7 protein-coding genes are annotated in these 6,319 nt (G+C 73.9%); 4 read left to right on the top strand and 3 right to left on the bottom strand.

The window, feature by feature from the left end:
* Positions 1-160 precede the first annotated feature (160 nt).
* From AAHZ94_RS26625 to AAHZ94_RS26615, 3 genes are all read right to left on the bottom strand, one after another.
* Positions 161-487 carry a small secreted hydrophilic protein gene (locus tag AAHZ94_RS26625; RefSeq protein ID WP_349995878.1) on the bottom strand — a complete coding sequence of 109 codons (327 nt, stop codon included), beginning with the start codon at positions 485-487 and terminating at the stop codon, positions 161-163.
* 364 nt (positions 488-851) lie between these two features.
* The gene (locus AAHZ94_RS26620; RefSeq protein ID WP_349995876.1) at positions 852-1,133 is read right to left on the bottom strand and encodes an Lrp/AsnC ligand binding domain-containing protein; all 282 of its coding nucleotides are present in this window, start codon (positions 1,131-1,133) and stop codon (positions 852-854) included.
* Positions 1,130-1,870, bottom strand: coding sequence for a rhomboid family intramembrane serine protease (locus AAHZ94_RS26615; protein ID WP_349995875.1), 741 nt, complete (start codon positions 1,868-1,870; stop codon positions 1,130-1,132). The genes AAHZ94_RS26620 and AAHZ94_RS26615 overlap by 4 nt, the downstream gene beginning before the upstream one ends.
* Positions 1,871-2,100: 230 nt before the next feature.
* On the opposite strand from AAHZ94_RS26615, the gene AAHZ94_RS26610 reads away from it, so the two are divergent.
* The 4 genes from AAHZ94_RS26610 to AAHZ94_RS26595 all read left to right on the top strand — a co-directional run bounded on the left by AAHZ94_RS26610 (position 2,101) and on the right by AAHZ94_RS26595 (position 6,208).
* Positions 2,101-2,340: a hypothetical protein gene (locus tag AAHZ94_RS26610; protein WP_349995874.1), complete on the top strand. Its 240-nt coding sequence runs from the start codon at positions 2,101-2,103 to the stop codon at positions 2,338-2,340.
* Positions 2,341-2,465: 125 nt separating this feature from the next.
* On the top strand, positions 2,466-3,776 hold the full coding sequence (locus tag AAHZ94_RS26605; RefSeq protein ID WP_349995880.1) for an NYN domain-containing protein: 1,311 nt from the start codon (positions 2,466-2,468) through the stop codon (positions 3,774-3,776).
* Between the two features lie 618 nt (positions 3,777-4,394).
* A complete protein-coding gene (locus AAHZ94_RS26600; RefSeq protein ID WP_349995873.1) occupies positions 4,395-5,489 on the top strand; it encodes a C40 family peptidase in 1,095 nt (364 codons plus the stop codon).
* 548 nt (positions 5,490-6,037) lie between these two features.
* Positions 6,038-6,208, top strand: a complete 171-nt coding sequence (locus AAHZ94_RS26595; protein WP_349995872.1) for a hypothetical protein — start codon at positions 6,038-6,040, stop codon at positions 6,206-6,208.
* Positions 6,209-6,319: the final 111 nt, after the last annotated feature.

Here is a 6,319-nt window from a genome sequence, read left to right as displayed (position 1 = left end):
CGGCCGTCGGTCGGTGCGGCGCCCGGGCCGCGGGCCGCAGGTCACAGGGTGCGGACCGCGGGCGCCCGGCGCCGGGGGGGGGGGGGGTTGGGGGGGGCCGGGGGGGGGCCCCCCCCCCGGGGGGGCCCCCCGGCGGCCGCCCGGGCCGGGGCCGGCCGGGTCAGCCGTCGTCACCGGGTCCGTCGTCGCCCGCGTCGTCGCCGTCGTCCCCGCCGCCGGGTCGGTCGTCGGTGTCGTCATCGCCCCTGCCGTCGGTCGCTGCTGGTCGGGGCACGGTCTCGTCGCTGGGCGAGGCGGGCCGGGTGGGTTCGGCGCCCGGCCCGCCGGAGGGGGTGGTGCCGGGCACCGGGATGCCGGATTCGAGTTCGACCCGGGCGGGGGCCGTGGGGGAGTCCGGGCTGTCGGTCAGCAGATAGCTGGTGACGGCTATGCCGAGCGGGATCGCGACGACGGCCACGAGGGCGGCCAGCCGGTGGGTGAGGGCCATGCCCCCACGGTGCGCGGCCGACCCGTGCGCGCGGATGAAGAGTTCCTGAAGATTTCTTCATCTGCGCTGGTCGCGGCCGTACGGTGCGGTCGCGGCGCCGGCACGCGTCGGCGGGGCGCCGGTGCTCGCGGGTACGACGGGGGAGCGGGCCCGTAAAGGTGGCCGGCCGGCCGGTGCGCGGTGCCCGGCACGTCGGTCCGTACGGCCGGCCGCGCCGCTACCCGGGCGGCGGCGCGCGTCCGGCGCCGGGCTGCGGCACCGCGGACCTGCGGCGCCGGTCGCTGCGGGTGCGGGGCCCGGCCGGGTACGGGCCGGGCGGCGACCGGCCTGCCCCACCGCACCCGGCGGGGCGCGTCGTGCGGGGTCAGGCGTCCAGGCCGATGGCGAACGCCGTCTCCAGGTCGTGCTGCGAGTACGTGCGGAAGGCGATGTGCGTCTCCGTCGACGCCACGCCCGGCACCTTGCTGATCCGGCCGGGGATGACGTCCGCGAGGTCGTCGTGGCGGGCCACCCGCACCAGGGCGATCAGGTCGTGGGCGCCGGTGACCGAGTAGACCTCGCTCACCCCCTCCAGCGCGGCGATCTGCTCGGCGATCTCCGGGATCTGGTCCACGCTGGTCTTGATGAGCACGATTGACGTGATCACGGCTGGCTGTCTCCCTCGGTGGCCTGAACGGGCCCGTTCACTCTAGCCCGCCGCCCCCGGGTGACCTGCGGGCCAGGGCGGCTGCGCCAGCGGGCCAGCGCGTACAGGAAGCCGAGGCCGAAGCCGATCAGATGGGCCAGGTAGGCGACGCCGGGCCGGGGCCCCGCCTGGCGGACGGCCAGCCACTGGAGCGTGCACCAGAACGGCAGCACCAGATAGGCGGGGAAGCGCAGCGGCAGGAAGAAGAGGAACGGGAACAGGCTGGTCACCCGGGCCCGCGGGAAGAGCACCAGGAACGCGCCGAGCACCCCGGAGATCGCCCCGGACGCCCCGACCAGCGGCTGCGCGGAGTCCGCGTGCGCGATGGCGAAGCCGAGCAGCGCCAGATAGCCGGCGGTCAGATAGCACAGCAGGAACCGCAGCCGCCCGAGCCTGGCCTCCGCCATCGCGCCGAAGACCAGCAGGAAGAGCATGTTGCCCAGCAGGTGCAGCCAGTTCCCGTGCACGAACAGCGCGGTCAGTGGGGTGAGGGCGGTGCTCAGCGGCCCGTCCCACAGGCGCGCGGGCACCACGCCCCAGCGCGCGAAGTAGTCGGCCTGCGCGCGCAGCAGTTCGGAGCGGTCCCCGTCCGGGGGAGCGAGCCCGGCCACGGGGCTGAGGAGGAAGAGCAGGCAGCAGCCCGCGATGAGGGCATATGTCATGAGAGGGCCGTCGAAGGCCGCCGCCTTCTTGAACATGGTCAGATCATCCCGTACCCCTTCCAAGGCCGCAGATCGCCTCGCTGGGTACGGGGTGCCGCCACCGCCCCACCCCGGCGACCATCAGGCCGTAGGGTTACGCACAGCACTCCCGCAGTCCGACGGCGCACCGCGGTGGGGTCCGGGCGCTCCCGGGGGCAGTGCGGCAGCCGGGTACGGGAGGCCGTGCGGGCCGCGAACGAACGCGAGATGACGTGAAGGACGACACGATGGCCGTTCCCCAGCCGACAGCACAGACCCGCTGGCGCTGCACCCTGTGCGGCAATCTCACCCGGTTCGACGTGACCCGCTCGACCAAGGCCGTCGAATACGTCCACCTGGACCTGGCCGGCGAGCCCAGCACCGAGGAGCGCAAGGTGGTCAGTGAGACCATTGAGTCGGTGCGCTGCCGCTGGTGCAACGCGGTCGACCAGATCGAGCTGGTGGACCGCCCGGGCGCGAGCGCCTGAGAACGGAGCTGTGACAGGTGGTGGAGCGGACGAGCGGCCCGGACGGCCCGCACGGTCCTGACGGTGCCCGGGCCGCTGCGGCCGACGGGGACCCGGACGGCCCGCACGGCGAGCCCGGCGAGGTCGTGGAGGGACTCGACCGCCCACTGCCCGAAGGGGTCAGACACCGGGTGGTGGCCCTGGTCGCCGACGCCTTCGGCGGTCTGACCGTCGGCGAACTGCCGCCCCAACTGCGGCAGTACGCCCGCTTCACGCCGACCCGCCGCGCGAAGTTCGCGGGCAATGCGATGGCCGCCGCCGTCGCCACCTCGGCCGCCTTCCGGCAGCGGATCGGGGCCCGGCTGCGGGAGACCCAGCCCGAGCTGACCGAGGCCATCGAGGCGGGTTCGCCGCCCGCCGCGGCCGACCCGGTGGACGTCGCCGCCCTCGCGTACGTGCTGCGCCCCACCGGCTGGGTCAAGCTGGTGGAGGCCGCGGGCGAGGAGGCGCAGCGCGCCAACGCCGAACGTGCGGGCGCCCAGGCCCAGGACGAGGTGCGCAAGTTGCGCGCGGAACTCGACCAACTGCGCGCCACCTCCCGCAGCGACGCCGAGCGCTCCCGGGTGGAGCTCGACGCGGCCCGCAAGGAGGCCGAGGCGCTCCAGCGCAAGCTGCGCAGCGCGCTGAGCGACGTGCGCCGCGGCGAGGCGGCGTTGCGCAAGTCCGCGCGGGAGGCGGAGGTGCAGCGCGCGGCGACCGCGGCCGAGCAGGCCAGAGCGGACGGCGAGGCCCGCCGGCTGAAGGCGCGCCTGGCGGAGACCGAGGCGGCGCTCGAAGCGAGCCGGCGCGCGGTCCGTGAGGGGCGCAGCGTGGAGGACATGCGGCTGCGGCTGCTGCTGGACACGATGCTCGACGCCGCGCAGGGGCTGCGCCGGGAGCTCGCGCTGCCGCCCGCATCGATGCGCCCCGCCGATCTGGTGGACGCCGTCGAGCCGGGCAAGATGACGCCCAAGGACATCGCGACCCGCGCCCTGTCCGAGACCGACCCCGCCCTGCTGGACCAACTGCTCGCGCTGCCCCAGGCACACCTGGTGGTGGACGGCTACAACGTCACCAAGACTGGCTATCCGACGATGCCCCTGGAGAAGCAGCGGATGCGGCTGCTGGGCGGGCTCGCGGTCCTGGCGGCGCAGACCGGCGCGGAGATGACCTGCGTCTTCGACGGCGCCGAACTGGCCGCCCCGGTGCTGCTTGCGCCGCCGCGCGGGGTGCGGGTGATGTTCAGCAAGCCTGGGGTCACCGCGGACGAGCTGATCCGCCAACTGGTGCGCGCCGAGCCGCCGGGCCGGCCCGTGGTCGTGGTCTCCACCGACCGCGAGGTGGCCGACGGCGTCGCCAAGGCCGGCGCCCGCCCCGTCGCCTCCGTATTGCTGCTCAAGCGCCTCGCCCGCACCTGAACCGGGCGCTGGGAACCTTTGGCGTACGGGCGCTGCTGGGACCTGGCGTACGGGGCGCTGCGGGGGCGTCCGGCGCGCGGAAGCGGAAGGGGTGGCGGCGGTTTTGCCGAAGGTCCACGGCAGGTCGATGACGGGTCGGTGGCAGGTCGGCCGGGTGCTGTGCGGCCCGTGCTGCCGGGGCGGGATGCGGCGTCGATTCGGGCGGATTCGGCATGAGTTGTTCCCGTGTCGAGCGGCGCGCCGCAACCGGCCTGATAGGCGATCATCTTCCGGCATCCTCGGGTGAATCGGTCAACGCTGGTCAGAGGATGGGCAACGCGTCGATATTCACCGATCAATGGTGAGCAATCCGTCAGTTCAGCGTCACGCATTGTGTGATGTTGGTAAAGGATGAGCTCGACGGCCAAGAAATTCCCCTGTGAGTTTGAACGGATCACGGCGGGGTCACTAAGGTCAGGCCCCGAACCTTCGCGCGGTTGATCACTCATCCGGAGTGTCAGCGGAGGTACCGCCGAGTCCGTGCTGCCGACTCCCGCCCCGGGGGGTCCGAGGTCCGGAGCCGGGGTCACGCCCCGCATCACCCGGTAGGCGGCTGGAGGAAGAAGGAGCTCGCCCACTGTGGCGTCCCACCGTCGACCCAAGCAGCCGAGCCGTACTCGGGTAACCGTCCTCACCGCGACCGCCGCCGCTGCCGTCGCCCTCTCCTCGCAGGCCGCACAGGCCGACCCGAAGCCGACCAAGAAGGACGTCAAGGCTCAGGTCGACAAGCTGTACGAAGAGGCGGAGGTGGCCACCGAGAAGTACAACGGGGCCAAGGAGAAGCAGGACTCGCTGGAGAAGCAGGTCGACGCGCTCCAGGACAAGGTCGCCCGCGGCCAGGGGGAGCTGAACAAGCTCCGCAACGGCCTGGGTTCGATGGCCACCGCCCAGTACCGCTCCGGCGGCGTGGACCCCTCCCTCCAGCTCATCCTCTCCTCCGACCCGGACGACTACCTGGACAAGGCGTCCACGCTCAACCAGGTCACCAGCAAGCAGGCGGGCTCGCTCAAGAAGATCGCCGACACGCAGCGCACCCTCAAGCAGCAGCGCGAGGAAGCCGCGCTGAAGCTGAAGGACCTCGCCGACACCCGTAAGGCGCTCGGCACCAAGAAGCGCGACATCCAGGACAAGCTGTCCAAGGCGCAGACGCTGCTCAACACGCTGACCGCCAAGGAGCGGGCCGACCTCGCCAAGGCCGAGGAGGAGCGCGCCAACCGCTCCAACGCCGACCGGTCGAAGCTGGAGGACGGCAAGGACTCCGGCCAGGGCGGCGAGCAGGGCGGCAACCAGGACGGCGGGTCCGACACCGGCAGCAACGTGCCCACCTCGGGCCGCGCCGGCGCCGCACTCGCCGCCGCACAGGGCAAGATCGGCTCCCCGTACGTGTGGGGCGCCACGGGCCCGGGCTCCTTCGACTGCTCCGGCCTCACGTCCTGGGCCTACGCGCAGGCGGACGTCAAGCTCGACCGCACCTCCCAGGCGCAGGCCAACAACGGCACCCGGATCGGCCGCAGCGCCCTCAAGCCCGGCGACCTGGTGCTCTTCTACGGCGACCTGCACCACATCGGCCTCTACGCCGGCAACAACCAGGTGCTGCACGCCCCCAAGCCCGGTGCCAACGTGCGCTACGAGTCGATGGACAACATGCCGTTCCAGTTCGGCGTCCGCATCTGAGCCCGCACGGCCGCACCCACCGCTGACACCACGCCCCGGCACCCGGACCGCTCGACGGTCTGTGTGCCGGGGCGTGTGCGTGTAGGGGCTCTTGCGCGGGGGCGGCTGGACGTTGGGGCGGCTGCGTGCCGGATGGCTGGGTGTGCCGGGCCGTCCGCGTACCGGGGCGCCGGTCGCCGGGCTGGCCGCGCGGCCGTCGCCGATCGCGCCCCAACTGCCTGCCTGTGGGCGGTAGTCGGCTGCCCCGCGGGTCACGCCCTGGCGTGGCGCCCCGCTGCCCGGCATGGCCCGGCGCGACCCCCTTCCATCAACCGTCGGCTGGGAAACACCCGTACGAGGGAATCGGATGCGCCGTCGTTGACCGCCGGCGCCGCCGGTGACCTGGGCTTGCTCGGATGACGGCCGGCGCGCGCCCGCCGCGGCGCCACCGACGGTCCTTGGACGCTCCGTACCCGGCCGGCTACTCTCTGCGGCGCGTGGTCACGCCCTGTCGTACGCCCGTCCGTGGGCGCGGGGGACCGCCGCCAACGGAAGGGAATGCGGCTCCCGTGGCGTCCCATCGCCGTACCTCGTCATCAAGCCCCGACCGGCCGGTCCGGGTGACCCTGCTGTCCGCCGCGCTGGCCGCCTCCGCGGTCGCCCTGACCGCGGCCCCCGCCGGCGCCGACCCGGCGCCGCCGGCCGCCGCGGCCACGCCCCCCGGGCCGTCATCCGTTTAACAGTTCGGGGGCGCCTGCGCGCCCCCCCCCCCCCCCGGGGGGGCCCCCCCCCCCCCCCCCCCCGCGGGGGGGGGGCCCCCTCGCCCGGCAGGTCGCGGAGGGTGTAGTACC

The organism is Streptomyces sp. HSW2009 (genome assembly GCF_040240285.1).
Lineage (GTDB): Bacteria > Actinomycetota > Actinomycetes > Streptomycetales > Streptomycetaceae > Streptomyces.
The sequence above is the reverse complement of the archived record's forward strand: the minus strand, read 5'-3'. Positions and strand labels throughout refer to the sequence as shown.

What these genes read in the sequence shown, in the direction of transcription:
- AAHZ94_RS26625 (WP_349995878.1), bottom strand. Translation starts at nt 487, where the DNA reads ATGGCCCTCACCCACCGGCTGGCCGCCCTCGTGGCCGTCGTCGCGATC.
- AAHZ94_RS26615 (WP_349995875.1), bottom strand. Translation starts at nt 1,870, where the DNA reads ATGTTCAAGAAGGCGGCGGCCTTCGACGGCCCTCTCATGACATATGCC.
- AAHZ94_RS26610 (WP_349995874.1), top strand. Translation starts at nt 2,101, where the DNA reads ATGGCCGTTCCCCAGCCGACAGCACAGACCCGCTGGCGCTGCACCCTG.